The sequence below is a fragment of the Pedobacter sandarakinus genome, assembly GCF_026240095.1.
Lineage (GTDB): Bacteria > Bacteroidota > Bacteroidia > Sphingobacteriales > Sphingobacteriaceae > Pedobacter > Pedobacter sandarakinus.
Genome location: NZ_JAPIVG010000005.1, coordinates 177,863 through 195,175 on the forward strand (window position 1 = coordinate 177,863; position 17,313 = coordinate 195,175).

Consider the following 17,313-nt stretch of genomic DNA (forward strand, 5'->3'; position numbering starts at 1 on the left):
ATTTAATCCGAAAATTAAATTAACGCCATTGAAACCCACTAAAAGCTCTGCAGGAAAATATCTGATTGTTGTATTTTTAATTTTGTTGATTTTTGGAATAACCCTCGGGTTGTTTGTTAATTTCTCTAAAGTACCATTGTTAAAATCGGTAAATAAAATTGTTCGTGTGCACAATGATTTTTCAAGGTTAGACAATTGTATTTTTAAACTTTACAACGCAGAAAACGATTGTAGGATGTTTGTGGTTAGTGGCGACCGGGATTATTATTTTCAATTTACCAAAGAGATCATGGAGGTTTCGGTTACGATCGACTCCCTGGCGCAGGAAGAGCTAAAAGAAAAGCCATTATCATCTGCATATTTCGAAACCTTAATCAGGCAGAAAAAGGTACGCACACTTCAATTTATCCAGCTTAAACGATTATCGGATAGCTTAATTAATTTTTCTTTCCAGTTTGATAGTGTTGCCGCGAATGCTATTCCCGCAGTAAAAGCTTTTAAGGCCGACCAGTTTAAAAGTGTTGTAAAAATTGATACCATCAAATCTGCCCCTCCTGTACAACATAAAAAACGGATGTTCGGTCGTATTGTAGACGCCATTAAATCTAAAAACAAAAGAGCAAATGACAGCGCTAAAATAACCATTATTAAAACAACGGTTTCTGACAAAACTGCCGCTGCAGAATTGGCTTATAACAAATTGAAGTTAAAGGCTGTTAGCGATTACTATCTACGTCTCTACCGCATTAACAAAACATTAAAAACGAAAGAAAAGCAGCTTTTGGTAGTCAATCACCAATTGGTAACTAGTATTGTTAATACACTCAAAGATTATAAAGCCAGTGAAACCAAATATTATAACGCCGTTAGGCAATTGGTTGCTGTTTCTACCTACAGTACTATCGAAAATTTAGACAGATTTTCTTTCATTCTGATAATGTTTGCAACGGGCTTACTGTTGTTTGTATTTTTTACCATCTATAATTTCTACAAAAATGAAAAGGCCCTGGTAGAGGTAAGCAACAAGGCTACCTTGTATGCACTATCGAAAAGTCGGTTCCTGGCCAATATGAGTCACGAAATCAGAACGCCACTTAATTCAATCATCGGGTTTTCAGAGCAACTAAGTCAGGCCGACCTCCAAACCGAAGAAAAACAGCAAGTTGGTGCCATTAGAAATTCTTCCGTTATGTTGCTGGATGTGGTGAATGACATCCTTGATTTTTCGAAATACGAAACGGGAAAGGTTATTTTAGATCGAGTTGCATTTTCGCCGTATGTGGCGATAATTGATGTTTTCGAAAGTATGAAAATTCAAGCAGGTAAGAAAAAGATTGGCTTCATATCGAAAATGTCTTTCAACAACGAGGTGTATATTATGGGCGATCCACTTCGTTTGAAGCAGCTAATTATGAATCTACTTAGCAATGCCATTAAATTTACCAAAGCAGGTGAGGTTTCTTTAACAGCAGATTTAGTTATCACCCAAAGTAATAAGGCCAATTTAAAGGTGAGTATTAAAGATACAGGCTTAGGTATTAATCCTATAGATCAGAAAATCATTTTTGATGAGTTTGCGCAAGTCTACTATTCATCAACCAAAGAGAAACAACAAGGTACTGGCCTTGGTTTAGCCATCTGCAAAAAGATTGTAGAATTTCATGGTGGCACCATAAATGTGACCAGCGAAGAGAAGACCGGCTCTACTTTCTCTTTCGACCTGCCATATGAAATTACCACAAAACCCCTTATAATTAACGAAGGGAGGGTAAAAGGGGATGTTGCCGCACTTGCAGGTAAGCGAATTTTGCTGGCAGATGATAATATGCTGAATATTCTACTGGCAAGTACGATATTAAAAAAATACAGTGTGAATTTGGATGCTGCCTATAATGGTAAAGAGGCGCTTGAATTATTTGAAGAGAACAACTATGATTTGGTATTGACCGATATCCAAATGCCGGAAATGGGCGGTATAGAACTTACCCAGAACATTCGGAACAATTTAGATGGAGCGAAAAAACGCACTCCAATTCTAGGTGTTACGGCAAACGTAATGCAAGAGGATAGGGAAAAATACCTCACATCTGGTATGAACGAGCTGGTGCTTAAACCATTTTTAGAGCAAGAACTAATGGATAAAGTGATGCGCTTGTTAAAAGCCTAATTACGGAAAGAATTTATACGCATTAACTTTCTGGTGCGTTCACTGTATTTTCTGGATGCTGCGGAGGTAAAACATCTACTTTCTTCTCTACAATAGTAATTTTAGTAAAAACCGCGTATTTTGACGGGGCAATTCCGCCATCGTATTTTTCGGCATAGGCCTGGGTGAATTCTGCTCCAAAATATAAAATAATTGAAGTGTAATAGATCCACAGGAGAATGACGATGATTGAACTTGCTGCTCCGAATGCAGAACCTGGATTGCCTTTCTCGATATAAATGCCGATGAGATATTTTCCCAGACTGAACAATATTGCTGTAAACAGCGCTCCTAAAATGGCCGATCTCCACTTGATTACTACGTCTGGCAATACCTTAAAAATAACTGTAAAAACTGCAGTAACGGCGGCAAGTGTTATTACATTGTTGAGAATGTAAATAAGCAAAGCCATAGTGTTATCGGCAACAGGTAACACTTTATCTATCTCCGTTTGTGATATCAGGGCTGTTAATTTATCGCCTAAACCAACAACTACGCTATTAATTACCAGGGATACCAGCAACAGAAAACCCATCGATACGATCAGTGAGAATGATAGTAGCCTGTTGGTAAGCATTTTCAGCCAACCTTTTTTGGGGATTGCTTTAACCTTCCAAATCATGTTAATGCTGTCTTGTATTTCGATGAAGATTGCCGTAGATCCGATGATTAGTGTGGCAATACCCACAATTAGGCCGATGGTAGACTGGCCAGATTTGTTGGCATGTTCTACAAAACCCTGAATCTGGGTTGTAGCCTCAGGGCCGACCATGTCATTCACCTGAGCAAAAAATTTGTTTCTTGTACTGGTGTTCATGGCATCGCCGAAAAATAGCGTTGCCGCAGACAATACGATAATGATTAGCGGCGTAAGTGAAAATATGGTGTAATATGCCAAAGACGCACTTAGTTTTGTTATTCTATCTTCAGCAAAACCTTTGCCGGCAGCTATAAAAAGTTGGTAAAGTGCTATAAAAAAACTTTTGATTTTGTTTATTAACTTCATTCTGACTATTAAAAAGGATATCCAATCCCAATATTAAAAATTAAATTCTGACGGCGCCAGTCTTTATTTCCAAACGATATGTCATCGAAAACCCAACGTTGTCCTTCAGCAAGATACGGTTTACGAACTGGAAACGCCACATCTAACCTAATAACAAAAATCGTTGCATCTACACGAAGTCCTGCACCGGTTCCAACTGCAAGTTCGCTAAGGGCATTCTTAAATTTGAAACCAGATCCCAGTCTTGCGGTCTCGGGTCTGCCGGGTTCCCCAAGATCCTCTTTTCGAAGCCAAATGTTTCCTGCGTCTACAAATAATGCGCCGTACAATACGCTCACCAGCTTAAACCTTAACTCTGAATTAAGCATCAGTTTAATGTCTCCACCTTGATCTGCAAAAAAAGCATCGTCTGGCACTTTATACGTACCGGGGCCTAAAGTTCTGGCTGGAAACGCCCGGATATCGTTACTTCCGCCTGCAAAGAATTGACGTACAAAAGGTAGTGATGTACTGCTTCCGTAAGCATATCCGTAGCCTAAGTTAAGCCTGTTTGCCCAGGTTAGGTTACGTGTAATTTTATAGTAATCACGTAAATCCGCTTCCACCCTTACAAATTGAGAAAGGGGGACATTGAATAAGGTACGTTCGCCAAAATCATTTTTCGGAACAAATGCGCCCCAAAGATTACCGCCTGTTTCTATCGATCCGAAGAAATAAGTGTTATTACGGCGGTTGGTTTCCATTTGGTTGGTGAAGGTAAAGTTATAATTACTTCCAATAATGAATTGATTTTGCAATGTTGTTCTTAACAGGGGATTAGCTCTAAACAAGCTATCTCTAGCATTTGAATCTGGAAAGCCGGTAGAAACGTAGCTAACTGATATCGGATTAAAGTTATGCTCCTTGTATTGATTTTCTTTAAAGTTGTACCCAAATTCGCCCTTAAAAGCATGTAACGTATATTCTGAACCTCTATTTAGCATCTGGTAAGACAAAGATGCAATGGTTTTAGGAATGAAAGCGTTTGTACTGTTCGGTTTATAGAAGGGAACAATGAATCTTGGAAAAGTTAATTTGGCTTCGGTTGTTAGCGAAAGTGAATTCCGCCCAACTGATGTTCCTTTAACTTGAGTTTCGAAACCACCACTTGCGCTAACATCCAACTGCTCTGCACCCCTAAAAAGATTCCTGGTGGTTTGTGTCACCTTCACTTCAGAACCTACAAAATTATTCGATTTACTAGTTCCTGTAACTGAAAAGGTTAATGAATTTTTCTTAAGTGGTGTAAGGTAGATGTTGAGGTCCAGCTGGTTGTTTCTAAAACTATCAAGAGGTAAAAATTCTGCTCGCACATCTTGAAATGCGCCAATATTTACCATCCTATTTAAAGATTGATTGTGATCTTTACGATTGTACAGCTCGCCTTTTTGAAAGAATACTAAGCGATCGAATAAACGAGGCTTGAAGGTATTCTTATCATCGTAAATACTGAAATCGTTATAAGGTAGCGGAGTCAAATTTCTTAAGATACTGTCTCGTCTCAGCGAATAATTCGGATAGATGTTGATGTTTTTAATGGTGTAAGGTTTTAGCCCAGCATCTGGAGCGATATCTTTCACTTTGATATTTACATTTACCAGGTTTTTGCTGATGGTACTATCAACTTGCATAATGAGATAGTCTGGGCTGAAATAAAAATACCCATTTTCTTTCAAGTCGTTATCTATCCTTACTCGCTCGTTTTTGTAAACATCTAAGTCATAAAAATCACCTACTTTTAAAAGCGTTTTATCTTTATTTGTATTGATGATTTTCGTCAACACGCCAGAATCTGGTGGAAAGGTAACTTTATTAATTTTATACCTGATGCCAGTTTCGGCAGTATAAATTGCTTTACCTTTTTTATCTTTTACTACAGTATCTCCAGTTACTGCAGCTTGTAGGTAGCCTTGGCTTAGAAGGTAGCTCGTTAATACATCGTTGTTATATTTCAGTTTAACTTCACTTAATAAAACCGGCGGTTCGCCTTGCCTACGTAACCAATTTCTAAAACCTTTCGGTTTTTTAGGTTCGCCGGCCAGGTTATATATGCCCAGCTTAAATTTTATCCCCAGAATAGATTTGTTTGGTCTGGGCCTGGTTTTACTTTCCAAATCAGTTTTTACCTGTTTTTCATTGGCAATTTTACCCGAAGAATCGGGATTTATTTTCACTTCTGCGCCAGTATATAAAATTTGTCCGGGTTTTAGCGATTTTGTACTACTACAGCCCGCGTAAACTAAACAGGCCAATAAAAATAAAATAGGTCTAGTTAGTTGTCTCATCTTGTGCTCTCTGTTCAATGTTTCTATTTCTTCTATTTCTCTTCTTTTGGAATATCTCTCTAAACTTGTTATAGTCTACCACTAGTGTAAATCCTAAACCTGTTTCTATTATTTGGCCTTGCACAATCACATCATTTTGGTTTCTCCTATAGGCTCTTAAACGATACCTGCCATCATTTGATAATGCATATTCTACATTAACATTTCCCGCAATATCGGTCGATTTTTCGCCAGGTGCCTGCGGACCTTCCAGGGCGAAAGAGCTTCCTACCGTTACTGTTAAACGATCATTCAGTAATTTCTTAGATAGGCCTACTTCCAAATCAGTTTTTTGTTCTAACGATCCAGTAGAATAATCTTCGGATGAGTTAACACCAAAATTAAGATCTACTCCCTGGATTAAGTCTGAAGTAAGGTTATTCAACTGCTCGGTTAATAATTTGCTTACGCTCGAACGAGCAAGGGTAGAAACCCCACCGCCGCCACCGGCTAAACTTTGGAAAGGATTATTGGCAATGAACCTGTTTAAAGCCAACAAAGCAAAAACCTGTTTGTTCAACTCACTTTCATCTCTGTTTACATTTTGCAACTTGGTATAGGCCAAGCTTCCGATTTGCGTTCCGCGTTCGTTTTCTGGTAGGTCTATCCTAAAAGAAATGATTGGCTTCAATAATTCGCCTTTCATCATCAGGTAAACCTGAAAAGGAATTTTTGTTTTTGCCTGCACTAAATCAGGCTGATTTAATAAGTCTATCGGCGCCGCGTTTACCTCGTACATCGCTGTAAGGTTTACGTTTGCAGCGGTTGGCTCTCCTGTCCATACAATGGTACTTCCTTTTACCAATCTAAATTCCTTTTTACCTAACGGACCAACAGATAAGTTGTAAGACCCATCGATAACCTCATATCTACCTGTCAAACTAATTTTTCCACTAGGATCCATCGTTGCGTTTAAATCGGCATCGCCTTTAATGTTTAATGCATCGCCATTAGAAGGGTCTACTACTACGTTCAACTCTGCCTCTGGGTCTATACTGATTTTGGCTACCAGATTTACGCCTTTTATCGGAGATTTACTTATGCTATCTACTTTCAAAGCTTTTTGACCGTTAAATGGTGGTGCATCTGCATCGATAAATTGAACAATCCCTTCCTGATCGATAACTGCGGGGTCGTTAGCCGGAACGGCGAAAAAGAACTTGGTACCTTTATTTACCCTAAGATCCATGTTAACATCTGGCTGGTTCAAATCTCCACGCACACGAATTGTGCTGGTGATGAAAACCGTGCCGTAAATCATCTCGTTATCTGCAGCGGTAGAGTTAATAGCCCTGAAATTATTCATACGAAGGTCTAAACCAAAGCGATAATTCTTGTAATCTTTGGTATAAACTTTTCCATTAATCGTTGCTTTTTGGTTAAGCGAATCGAGCATTGTAAAGTTATTAAAGCTAATCCCCTCATTGGTAAACGAGATTTTTTCATTCGGTAAACGGAAATATGAGTTAACATAGGCTACGTTTATCCCGGCATTATTGAAGGTTAAATCGCCTAAGATTTTGGGTGCAGTTAATGCACCTTTCACCGTTAGTGCCCCTGTTAGCGTTCCAGTTCCATTCTTTAACTGGCCTTGAGATAAGCTTTCGATATTCTTCATCTCAATCTTATCAATGTTTACCGTCAAATCAAGTGCACTTTCAGGCGCAGTGTAATAGAAGCCATTTACTCGAAGGTCGTGCACGCCGGTTAATGCTACATTTACTTCGAAAGCATTCTTAGTGTTATTGTTTACTGCCACACGTAAAGTTCCTAATTCATCTTTTTGGTAGCGAAGTTGATCAATAGTAAGGTTAGCTTCAAACTTCGGTGTAGATGCCAAATCTGCTACTTTCGCGGTTCCATTTAAGCGTCCACCCACCAGCGTGGTATCAGTCTCTGCAAATTTGGTTAGGGTTTCCAATTGGAAATCTTTAAACTCTACATTTAATGGCGCATTGGGCTGTGAAGGGTTACTATTAATTGATAGCGACTGCCCACTGTTGCTGATAGCAAATTGATTAACCAAAATGCCAGATTGACCAAACTGGATGAAGTTGTCCTGGGAAACGACCCATTTCTGATAGTCTAATAAAAGTTTTTGTGGGTCGAGGCTAAATTTAAAATCTTTATTAATGGATTGGAAATTACCGCCAATTACATATTTATCTCTTAATTGCCTATCTCTTAAGAAAACATTTACGCCCAAGTTGTTATTGGCAGCAGCACCGCTTATTTCTGTATTAAACAATGATATGGAAGGGCTTTGCAAACTTTTAACTGTTAGCGCATAGGCCAATCTATTATTGGCATTATTAATATCTATTACTGTTGTATCTACTTTAAAATCGCCGTAAACCACCTGGGGGAAGTTTCCCTTAATTTGTAGGCTATCTTTTTGGGTATCAATTAAGCCATAAAATTGAGATGATTTAAAGACAGTAAGTTCAGGAACAAATTGTTTTAATAGCTTAGAATCGTAAACCTGAATATTAAAACGTAAACGCTGATCGAGTATTTTAGCTACCTGTCCGAAAGTATAATACTTATTAATCTCATTGATGACTGCACTGCCAACTTTGGTTAATTGATATTTTCCATCAATCTTAGCTGAAAGGATTTCCGATCTTAAGGTTAGCTCATTTTCTTCTGCGGTAGATTTTGCCCTTACAGAAATGGTATCTACGTTGATTCTTTGCTGGTCCTTTACCACCTGCAATCCGGTTACATCTACCGAACCATTGAGGTAGTCGGCATCTGCCGTTTTCAAATCAACATTAATTAGGCCAGCAGCACTTAATACCGTTGGGCTGAAATTTAAAGCTTGTAGGTTTACCTGTTTTAGATCTAAATTAGCCTTAACTGCCGGATATTTGCCGCCAAGACTCACATTAGCATCGAGTTTAAAATTAGCATTGCTATCTGGCATGCTACTTTTTATCGCAACATTTTGATTAGCATAAGTTCCGGCCAAATTTAAATTGCGGTAAGTATATTTATTGTAATAGGCATTGATAACTCTGGCATTAAATTTTGCATTGATTTTTTTAGGGTCTAAACCCGTACCTGCCACATCGGCTTTAACCGTTACACGGCCTAATTTAGGTTGCATTTTTAATAATCTGCCTACATTGAAGTTATTTAGGCTAACATCTGCTTTGTATCGTTCGCGACCTTTCGGACCATTCATCGATGCAGTTAACACCGCACCACCCATGTCGGTCTGGATATTCATATTCGTGTTGAAATCCGTCATTGAACCTTTGAAATTACCACGGGCGTTAATTACATTTGGCAATTCGATGCTCGGCGGAAGAGATTTACGGGGAACCGCTACCAGGATATCGTTTTTGGTAACATATAATTTTTTAATGTTCAGGTTGAGGTACGTTTTGTTAATATCTGGTAAACCCTTCGCGGTACCACTGATATCTATCTGCGTATTTTTTAGACCTGTAATTTGTAGTTTTGGAATATTCAAATTATTCAGGTAGCCATTTACATCAGCGTTGAGCGTAATTTTTTCATTTCGATAATTCGCAGGAATTGCATCGCTAAAGTAACCGGCATCTTTCAACCCAATAGCGGTATTTTTAAAACTGAGTGCCAATTTCACTCTTTCAGGATGTTTTGTAAGGTCATCCATGGAGGTAAAGTTTAATTCAGTACTATTCTCGATATTCGTATTCGGGGTTTTCAGCACGAAGTTGCTCAGCTTAATCTGCTTATCGTTATAGATGGCATCACCTTTTAATACGTTCAGCGCAAACCCACTTTTCTCATTTAAAGAGCCATTTTTTACATTTGCTTTTATGCCATCTGCACTATAACTCACATCACCAGCACCAAAATTTAGGTTGGTAATTTTAAGGTGATTAAAATCCATTCCCTTTGCTGCCGGTTTTGCTGCCAGGTTATCGAATTGGAAACTATTATCAGCAAGGCTGATGTTTTTGATGAGCAAACCTAGCGGTGATTTTTGAGGTGCAACTGTATCCTTAACCTTTTTTAAATCGTTGCTTGGTGCGGGTTTGAAAGCGAAAAGAATGTTCGATTTATTTAATTTGGCATCGCCAACGGTGTATTTGCTGTTGGTTAAATCTACTTTTAAATCTACCAAGCCCAATTCGTTTACATCAGCAACCGCTTTGGTAGTAGAAATCTGGTCATCGTAATTTACCTTCACATTATTGAATGCAAAATTTTCTACCTCTATTAAAGGTAATTTTCCGGTCGCTTTTTCGCTGCTATCTACACTATTTGTTACATGCTGAACCAAAGTTACCAATGGTTTTTGCTGCAGATAGCGCAGCGAGGTATTGTTTAAGGCCAAATCGCGAATAACATAATGTTGGTTGGCTAAATCGAAGGTTTTCAGCTTCGTTTTGAAGGCCCCGAGGTATAGTTTTACGTCGTTCCCTGCAACGTCATCTCGGTAGGTGATGCCAATATCTTCAAATGAAACTTTATCGACAGAAAATTTGAGCGTAGAAGTGGTGTCTTGATCTACTTTTTCTTCAGGTTTCTTTTGATCGCTCATAAAAGCATCAACGAGAAAAGAGAAGTTGAACGTGGTATCGGGACTAATACGTGTTACATTTGCCCTTATTGTTTTGAGTTCGATGTTATTTACTTCGACTGTATTTTTTAAGAGTTTAAATAAGCTAATATCCACTGCCAACTTTTCGGCATATAATAGTGTGTCGCCTTTTCGATCTTCAATGTAGAATTTATTTAATACCACATCTTTTGGCAAGGCAATTTTAATACTCTCTAAACTAACCTCGGTTTTGGTCTTATTTTTAAGGTAATTGATTGCTTTTCCCTTCACGAAGTTTTGCACTGCCGGGATATTGAGCGACAAAGCGATTGCTACAACAAGCAATATAATTGAGGCAATAACCCAAAGTAAAACTTTTAAACTTTTGCGTACGTATTTATTCAAAGCGGAATGTGTTTGGTGGTTCTAAAATGCTAAATGTATGCCAGAATCGTAAAATTATATAGCATGACTATAATAAATACAAAAAATAAACTAAATTGTTCGCCCGCTGTAAAAATTTAACATCCTGCGGTTGTAATTGATTATAAATGAAATTATTAAATCTGAACATAAGTTTTGAACAGTATGCGGATATTGATGACTTAAGCGCACAAGATCAGCAGCTGTGTTTATCGGCAGTGCAAGCGTTGGAAACTTCATACTCACCATATTCAAAATTCCGGGTTGGAACGGCCATCCGGCTGCAAAATGAATCGATTGTTTTGGGGAGCAACCAGGAAAATCTGGCCTATCCATCTGGTTTATGTGCCGAGCGGGTTGCACTATTTTCGATTGGAGCACAATACCCGGATGCGGTAATTGAAAGCATGGCGATTACAGCCCAAACAGATAGTTTTGAAATTTTAAAACCAATTACCTCTTGTGGGGGTTGCCTGCAAGTAATGGCTGAATTTGAACGTAAACAGCATAAACCAATCTCGGTATTATTTTACTGCCTGAATGGCGAAATTTTAAAGGTGCCAAGCGTACAAAGCTTATTGCCCTTTTCTTTTGTAGAAGATAGATTAGAACGCTAACCACCAATACCACAAATTTTGATTTTCTTAACATTAGGTGGGCAACCTGGGTTGACTAGCACAGCTTTTTGTTACTAAACCTAACTGAAGCGATATCCTTTTTGCCAGCGGTGGTTAGGCGCAGGAGGAAGGCAAAAAGATTTAGCGGAAGGGAGGAGCAAACGTTAAAAATGGTGAATGAAACTGCTTTTCGAAATCAGCTTTTAATTTTTACGGGCTTAAATGTGAATAACCAATATTTATGCAGTACAATCATTTTATTATATTTACAGCTGCCAATTTTTGTAGATAAATGAGTGAAGAATTAGACCCAAACATAAACGAAGAACACAAACATACCATAACCCCAATTAACGGTTTATACGAAAACTGGTTTCTCGATTATGCGTCTTATGTAATTCTAGATCGGGCTGTTCCGCATATTCATGATGGATTAAAACCTGTTCAACGGCGCATTATGCATTCACTTAAAGAGATGGATGATGGACGCTTTAACAAGGCTGCAAATGTAATTGGTAATACTATGAAGTACCACCCTCATGGTGATGCTTCTATTGGTGATGCCATGGTGCAGATTGGTCAGAAAGATTTGCTGATTGATATGCAAGGCAACTGGGGCGACCCAATAACCGGCGATAGTGCAGCTGCACCGCGGTACATTGAGGCCCGCCTTTCTAAATTTGCGAACGAAGTGGTGTTTAATCCCGATACCACTGAATGGCAACTCAGTTACGATGGGCGTAATAACGAACCAATTACCTTGCCTGTTAAGTTTCCGTTGCTATTGGCGCAAGGAGCAGAGGGTATTGCCGTTGGTTTGGCCACTAAGGTTATGCCCCATAATTTTAATGAGCTGCTTGATGCATCCATTGAGGTGTTAAGAGGTAGCCGCCCGAATATATTACCTGATTTCTTTACGGGTGGTATGGCTGATTTTTCTAACTACAACGAAGGCCAGCGTGGTGGGAAGATTAGAGTAAGAGCAAAAATTACTGAAAAAGATAAGAAGACATTGGTAATTACCGAGGTGCCCTACAGCACGACAACCAGTTCGGTTATAGATAGTATTCTGGCGGCCAATGACAAGGGCAAGATTAAAATTAAAAAAATTGAAGACAGCACCGCCGCTAATGTAGAAATTTTAGTTCACTTGGCGCCGGGCATATCTCCAGATGTAACAATAGATGCACTTTACGCATTTACAGCTTGCGAAGTTTCCATTTCTCCAAATACCTGTATTATTCTCGATGATAAGCCGCACTTTTTGAGTGTGAACGACATCTTAATTGAAAATACAAAGCATACCAAAAGCTTACTTAAAAAAGAGCTGGAAATTAGACTGCACGAATTGCAGGAGAAAATTTTCTTTAGCTCTTTACTTAAAATATTTATTCAGGAGGGGATGTACAAAAACCCTGAATATGAAAATTCTGCCAATTTCGATACCGTTGTTGCGGTGTTGCATGTATTGTTCGATCCCTTTAAGCCAACGCTTTACCGTGAGATTTTGCCGGAAGATTTTAAGAAGCTTATTGATAAGCCCATGAGTAGCATCACCCGTTTTGATGTGAAAAAGGCGGATGAGCAGATGAAAAATCTGGAAGATGAGATTAAGGTGGTCAAAAATCACTTAAAACACCTAACGGACTATACCATTGCATGGTTCCAAAAACTGAAAGATAAATATGGTAAAGGCCGCGAACGGAAAACTGAAATTCGTTTGTTCGATAAAGTGGAAGCTTCTAAAGTAGCTTTAGCAAACGTTAAACTCTATGTTAACCGGGAGGATGGGTTTATTGGTACAAGTTTGCGTAAGGACGAGTTTGTTGCCGATTGCTCGGATATTGATGAGGTGATCGTTTTTAGGGAGGATGGCAAGTGCCTAATTACCAAAGTAGCCGAAAAAACCTTTGTGGGTAAAGGCGTAATCCATGCGCAGGTTTTTAAAAAGAACGATGAGCGTACCATTTACAATATGGTATATAAAGATGGCAGCAGTGGTACCTCTTACAATAAGCGTTTTGCAGTGGTGGGTGTTACCCGCGATAAGGAATACGATTTAACCAAAGGCACAAAAGGTTCGAAAGTGTTGTACTTTACCGCCAACCCAAATGGGGAAGCAGAAATTGTAAATGTAGCACTGAAACCGCATTCCAAATTGCGTAAATTACAGTTCGACTTAGATTTTGCCGAAGTGGCGATTAAAGGTCGCGGTTCGCAAGGAAACATCGTGTCTAAATATCCGGTTAAGAAAATTATACTTAAAAGTAAGGGTGTATCTACCTTATCGGGTCTTAAAATCTGGTACGATGAATTACTTAAAAGGCTTAACGTAGACGGAAGAGGGAAATACCTAGGTGAGTTTGATGGAGACGACCGCATCTTGCAAGTTCACCAGGATGGGCATTACGAGCTGAGCACTTTTGAATTGAGTAACCACTTTGATGATGGCCTGCTCTTAATTGAACAATTTGATCCACAAAAAATATTTGCTGCGGTCCATTTTGATGGAAAGGCACAAAATTATTTTGTTAAACGTTTTGTTTTCGAATTGCAATCGGTGGGAAGAAAGACCATTTTCATTAGCGAGGAGCCTAAATCCCGCTTACTGTTTTTAACTGCAAACCCAGCCGCAAAGCTCGTTGTTGAGGTTTTGAAAGGGAAGACACAGATACCCGAAACGCTAGACCTTGTATTGGCCGAGCTTATTGATGTTAAGGGTTTAAAAGCTAATGGCAATCGCTTATCGCCACATGATGTGCAGAAAGTTGTGTTGGATGAGCCCGAAACTGAAATAGAGGAATCCGGACCTGACATAGAACAATTAGCAGATGATTTGCCTGTAGAACCAGCCGATCTGGAAGATGCTGATCAGCAGAAAGAGGGATTAACAGTGGTTGAACCGCCAGCCAAGGTTGATGATAAACTCAATGCTCAAAAGCCAAAGTTCGAAAGAAATATAGAACAGCAGGCTAGCGATAAGCCGGTTTCGGATAATGAAACGGTTGATACTATGGCGGTTGAAGAAACCATAGAAGAACCTGAGCCAGCAGTGTCTAGCAAGCCGGCGCAGCAAAAAGGCGAAGAGAAAGCTAGTAAAAAGGTGGATTTTGAGATCACAAATCCTGATGATATTGAGATTGATGATAAAGGACAGTTAGGGTTGTTCTAACAGACACCTAAATCATTTGAAATATCAAAGCCTCTAATGCAAGCTCACAAAGCATTAGAGGCTTTTTGTCTACATAGCAATATCTTGCGCAATCAAAATTCCTTTTCATCTTTTGGTAACAAACTCAATAAAAAACACCAACTTCCCGTTAAAAAACTATATTTGCCTTACTCAAAGGGGTGCTTGTAACATTACCCATTAATTTTGCAGGCTGAGATGATACCCATTTTGGAGGTTTAAGCTGTAAGGCTTAAGGCGTAAGGTTTTCCTTTCACCTTTTAACCCTACACCTTCGGCCTTTCAAAAGCACCTGATTCGGATAATGCCGGCGTAGGGAAGAGGTTAAATTTACAATGCTGTTTTGCCCCGAAAGCAGTTTTCATTATTTTTTTATAGCCACCAAGGCAAAAAGTATTGTAAATGAACTTTCAAGCATGGTTTAAGCTTTTTCAAGAACAAATTTCGCATACCTCGTGGGTAGAATGGCTAGCCGTGGCCTTCGGTGTGGTAGAGGTTTTGTTAGCTAAACGAAATAACATCTGGCTGTACCCTACCGGGATCGTATCCATATTGTTGTCAATGTTCCTCCTTTTGAATGTGAAACTCTATGCAGAAATGCTGCTAAGTATTTATTATTTGGTTATGAGTGCGTATGGATGGGCCATCTGGAAAAAGCGAAAACTTGACGGTGAAAACCAGGTTGCCTGGAGCACTAATAGGGAACTGATGATTGCAGTGCTAATTTCTATAATTGGATTTTTGGTCTTTTATTTTGTGTTGAAAAATCACACCGATTCGGATGTTCCATTGTTGGATGCATTTGTATCTGCAACGGCATGGGCAGGAATGTGGCTTTTAGCTAAGCGGAAAATCGAGAACTGGATATTTCTGAATATTTCGAACATCGTCGCGATTCCGCTCTTGGTGCATAAGAAACTTCCATTAATGGCATGCTTAACTACTTTTCTTTTTGTGGTAGCCATTTTTGGGTTCTTAGAATGGAAAAAAATTCTCGGCAAAAGAAAGTTTGCTGTAGCCTAAAACGAATTTCAACCTCCTGATTTCACACTTCATTATATGCAAGATACCTTAACACCTAATTGGCAAGAGATAGTAAATAAATTTGCTGCAGCATCTGAACAAATGGGCGAGTTGCATCCAGAAATCTTAGCCCTTGCTTATCAAGAAAACTGGTTTAAACTTTTTGTTCCTGAAATTTACGGCGGACCAGGTAAAAAATTGCCAGAAATTTTAAGGTTAGAGGAAGAACTGGCTGAGGCCGATGGAAGCTTAGGATGGACGATAACTTTGTGTGCAGGCGCTGCCTGGTTTGCAGGGTTTTTGGACCCTACTTTAGCTGCCGAAGTTTTTGCAGATCGAACCGTTTGTTTTGCCGGCAGTGGTGCCGTGGGCGGTAACGCAAGGAAAACAGCTGGGGGTTATCTGATAAATGGCCACTGGAAATATGCGAGCGGGGCGCTGCATGCGACCATTTTTACTGCCAATTGTGTTTTAGAAGATGAACAAGGGATTGAAATTTTAGATGCAGATGGCCAGCCAAAAATTATGTCTTTTATCCTGAAAAGGGATGAGGTAGAAATTTTGTCTGGTTGGTCGTACTTTGGCTTAATTGCCACAGGCAGCCATGCTTTCGAAGTATCGAATTTACAAGTCCCTGAAAATAGAACTTTCAAAATTAACGATACGATTGAAGTGGCCGACCAAGGTTTTGATTATCCGTTTTTGCAACTTGCTGAAACAACGTTGGCGGTAAACAGTTTAGGTATGTGCAATCACTTTATCAGGTTGGTAGAAGCTTCTTTCTTTGCACGCTCTGGTTTACGAAGGTATAATGCAGATCAAATTGCCTATTTTAATAAGGAGCTTAGCTATTGCAAAAAGGAAGTAAAGGATTTGAGAGCCATATTTTATAAAGTTTTTGATCAATCTTGGGAACAGCTAATTTCAGATGGTACTATCGCAGAAGAGCTACTTAAAGAAGTAAGTTTGTGCAGTAGAAAGCTTGCCCATGCTTGCAGGAAAGCAAGCGATATGCTTTTTCCATATTGCGGGTTGGAAGCGGCCAAGAAAGAATCAGAAATTAACAGGGTTTGGCGAGACCTTCATACGGCAAGTCAGCACGCTTTACTCACCTTTGAAAACTAATTATATCAACTGCATAATCTCGGCAATTCTACAGGCTTCATGTGAATTATTAACCCTAAGTTTCTCCAATATGTTTTGTCGGTGGCGATTTACTGTGTTGATGCTTATTTGAAATGCATCGGCAATTTCTTTGCTCATTTTGCCTTTTCTAATAAGTTGGAGAATTTCTTTCTCTCTTAGTGATAAAATATTAGATGATTTTTGGTTGTCGGGCTTTAGAATTTCCCCTGTGGCAGAATTTACAATCAGCCGGTGTGGTTTGTTAATGGTGAACTCCTCATCAAGCAAATTATACAGGCACAGCGCCAGCCATAAGCTACCATTTGGCAAACTTGATACATAGAACATGCGATGTTTAATGAACGTATATTCGTCATCTTTGTTCAGTATTCGAATTCTACTGCTCACATGATAGTTGGCTCTATCTTTAATGGGCATATTCTTTATCATATTGAAGAACTGCAGTTCCAGTAAATGTTTATCAAGCAAATCGTCAGGATGAATCTTACTGAAAATCACTTCTTCCCATATCGTATTTATTTCCGAGGAATTATTTTGCACGGAAAGGCCCAATTCTTTAGCAACACCCCCATGATAAATATAACTCTTATTTGTTTTCATATCGCTAAGGACGGCGATTGAATTTTCTATTTCTGCATACATAAAAGCCATATATTGATAGTGCGCTAAACCTACTACCTTGTCATGACCTTCATTAAATACTTGGTTAAGTAATTTCTCATTTAACGTATTTATGATATTCATTGTCTATGGTTATTTATCAGTATTGCCGGCCTGCTTCTTGTTCTCTACCTTCGTTAGC

Annotated in this window: 9 protein-coding genes; 5 read left to right on the forward strand and 4 right to left on the reverse strand. The window is 39.0% G+C overall.

The annotated features are described in order from the left end of the window. Positions 1-28: 28 nt before the first annotated feature. Positions 29-2,167: an ATP-binding protein gene (locus OQ268_RS14645; protein WP_265857107.1), complete on the forward strand. Its 2,139-nt coding sequence runs from the start codon at positions 29-31 to the stop codon at positions 2,165-2,167. 22 nt (positions 2,168-2,189) lie between these two features. On the opposite strand, the gene OQ268_RS14650 is transcribed toward OQ268_RS14645, so the two are convergent. Genes OQ268_RS14650 through OQ268_RS14660 form a run of 3 tightly spaced genes read right to left on the reverse strand, consistent with a single transcriptional unit; the run spans position 2,190 to position 10,517 of the window. Next, positions 2,190-3,212: a YihY/virulence factor BrkB family protein gene (locus OQ268_RS14650; RefSeq protein ID WP_265857109.1), complete on the reverse strand. Its 1,023-nt coding sequence runs from the start codon at positions 3,210-3,212 to the stop codon at positions 2,190-2,192. An 8-nt stretch (positions 3,213-3,220) separates the two neighbouring features. Further along, a complete protein-coding gene (gene tamL, locus OQ268_RS14655; protein ID WP_265857111.1) occupies positions 3,221-5,536 on the reverse strand; it encodes a translocation and assembly module lipoprotein TamL in 2,316 nt (771 codons plus the stop codon). Continuing rightward, positions 5,520-10,517: a translocation/assembly module TamB domain-containing protein gene (locus OQ268_RS14660; RefSeq protein WP_265857113.1), complete on the reverse strand. Its 4,998-nt coding sequence runs from the start codon at positions 10,515-10,517 to the stop codon at positions 5,520-5,522. Before OQ268_RS14660 ends, tamL begins: the two co-directional genes overlap by 17 nt. A gap of 146 nt (positions 10,518-10,663) precedes the next feature. Between OQ268_RS14660 and OQ268_RS14665 the strand changes: the two genes are divergently transcribed. The 4 genes from OQ268_RS14665 (at position 10,664) to OQ268_RS14680 (ending at position 16,490) form a co-directional block, all read left to right on the forward strand. Next, positions 10,664-11,152 (forward strand): cytidine deaminase, encoded by a 489-nt coding sequence (locus tag OQ268_RS14665; protein WP_265857115.1) that lies wholly within the window; start codon positions 10,664-10,666, stop codon positions 11,150-11,152. Positions 11,153-11,444: 292 nt separating this feature from the next. Then, positions 11,445-14,324, forward strand: coding sequence for a DNA gyrase/topoisomerase IV subunit A (locus tag OQ268_RS14670; protein WP_265857117.1), 2,880 nt, complete (start codon positions 11,445-11,447; stop codon positions 14,322-14,324). A 420-nt stretch (positions 14,325-14,744) separates the two neighbouring features. Next, entirely contained in the window at positions 14,745-15,365 is a 621-nt protein-coding gene (gene pnuC, locus OQ268_RS14675; RefSeq protein ID WP_265857118.1) for a nicotinamide riboside transporter PnuC, read from the forward strand. Between the two features lie 36 nt (positions 15,366-15,401). Next, entirely contained in the window at positions 15,402-16,490 is a 1,089-nt protein-coding gene (locus OQ268_RS14680; protein ID WP_265857120.1) for an acyl-CoA dehydrogenase family protein, read from the forward strand. On the opposite strand, the gene OQ268_RS14685 is transcribed toward OQ268_RS14680, so the two are convergent. Then, positions 16,491-17,255, reverse strand: coding sequence for a response regulator transcription factor (locus tag OQ268_RS14685; protein WP_265857121.1), 765 nt, complete (start codon positions 17,253-17,255; stop codon positions 16,491-16,493). Positions 17,256-17,313 lie beyond the last annotated feature (58 nt).